Here is a 1,552-nt window from a genome sequence, read left to right as displayed (position 1 = left end):
TGTTTTGTGACGTTTCTGTCTTGCGTGTGAGTGAGTGTGTTGTGTGTCATGGAACTGTCACATGGCTTGTTTATGGATTGCGGGAACTGAAGGGATGTTGCCATGAAGCCGCATACGCTATCTGCCTTTGACCGTGATCTGGAAGCGATCCGTCTGAATGTCCTGACGATGGGCGGTCAGGTGGAGGATGCGATATTGAATGCCTCGCGGGCGCTGGAATCGCGCGACGAGGATCTGGCGGCGCAGATTGTGCAGGGCGACAAGCTGATTGACGCCGCGGAGGAGGAGATCAACGCGCAGGTGGTGCGGCTTCTGGCGCTGCGCCAGCCGCAGGCGGATGATCTGCGCGCGGCAGTTGCGGTGATGAAGATGGCGGGCGAGCTGGAGCGTCTGGGCGATTACGCCAAGAACATGGCCCGGCGCGTGCCTGTGCTGATCTCGGCGCCTGTGATTGACGGTGCGGCGGGTGCGCTGCGGCGTCAGGCGCGGCTGGTGGGGCAGATGCTGAAGGACATGCTGGACGCCTTCGCGCGGCTGGATGTGGCGCTTGCGCGCGATGTGATCACGCGCGATGTGGAAGTGGATGACATGACCAATGCGCTGTTTCGCGAATTCATCACGCATATGATGGAAGACCCGCGCAATATCACGCCATGTCTGCATTATGTGTTCATTGCCAAGAACATAGAACGGATGGGCGATCTGGTGACCCATGGTGCGGAACAGGTGATTTTCGTGGCCGAGGGGCACCCTGCCGCGGCCCGCGAGAAGGGCCATTCCACGGCGCTGATTGACGCGCCCAAAGGGTGATCACCATGTCTGAAGCTGCCACGCCGCTGATCCTGATTGTCGATGACGAACCCGCGCAGCTTGCGCTTTTGAGCTATAACCTGAAGGCGGCGGGGTTCCGCATTGCGACGGCAAAAGATGGCGAGGAAGCGGTGCTTGCCGTGGCCGAACAGGGGCCGGATGTGGTGCTTCTGGACTGGATGCTGCCGCGGCTGTCGGGGCTGGAAGCCTGCCGCCAGATCAAGGCGACGCCGGAAGGGCGCGATGCGGCGGTGATCATGGTTTCGGCGCGCTCCGAGGAAAGCGACCGCGTGCGCGGGCTGGACACGGGCGCGGATGATTACATCGTGAAACCCTATTCGGTGGCGGAACTGGTGGCGCGGGTGCGTGCCAATCTGCGCCGCCTGCGCCCGTCGGTCAGCGGGCAGGCGCTGGAACTGGGCGATATAAGGCTGGACCCTGACAGCTACCGTGTGACGCGGGCGGGGGTGTCGGTGCATCTTGGCCCGACGGAATTCCGCCTGCTGGGCGCCTTCATGGAACGCCCCGGCAAGGTCTGGACCCGAGAGGCGCTTCTGGACCGCGTCTGGGGGCGCGACATCTATATCGACACGCGCACTGTGGATGTGCATGTGGGAAGGCTGCGCAAGACATTATGCACCACCGGCGGCCCCGACCCCATCCGCACCGTCCGAGGCGCAGGCTACGCCATGGGATAACACCCCAGACCGCGCGACAGCTACATCACGCGCCTGATCCCGCT

General features: G+C 63.0%; 2 protein-coding genes. Both read left to right on the top strand.

From position 1 onward, the window contains the following. Nucleotides 1–102 precede the first annotated feature (102 nt). Nucleotides 103–810 (top strand): phosphate signaling complex protein PhoU, encoded by a 708-nt coding sequence (phoU, locus tag PUT78_RS23480; RefSeq protein ID WP_274354630.1) that lies wholly within the window; start codon nucleotides 103–105, stop codon nucleotides 808–810. Nucleotides 811–815: 5 nt separating this feature from the next. Beyond that, the gene (phoB, locus tag PUT78_RS23475) at nucleotides 816–1,508 is read left to right on the top strand and encodes a phosphate regulon transcriptional regulator PhoB (RefSeq protein WP_274354629.1); all 693 of its coding nucleotides are present in this window, start codon (nucleotides 816–818) and stop codon (nucleotides 1,506–1,508) included. Nucleotides 1,509–1,552 lie beyond the last annotated feature (44 nt).

It is taken from the genome of Roseinatronobacter alkalisoli, assembly GCF_028745735.1.
Lineage (GTDB): Bacteria > Pseudomonadota > Alphaproteobacteria > Rhodobacterales > Rhodobacteraceae > Roseinatronobacter > Roseinatronobacter alkalisoli.
The sequence above is the reverse complement of the archived record's forward strand: the minus strand, read 5'-3'. Positions and strand labels throughout refer to the sequence as shown.

What these genes read in the sequence shown, in the direction of transcription:
- phoB (WP_274354629.1), top strand. Translation starts at nt 816, where the DNA reads ATGTCTGAAGCTGCCACGCCGCTGATCCTGATTGTCGATGACGAACCC.
- phoU (WP_274354630.1), top strand. Translation starts at nt 103, where the DNA reads ATGAAGCCGCATACGCTATCTGCCTTTGACCGTGATCTGGAAGCGATC.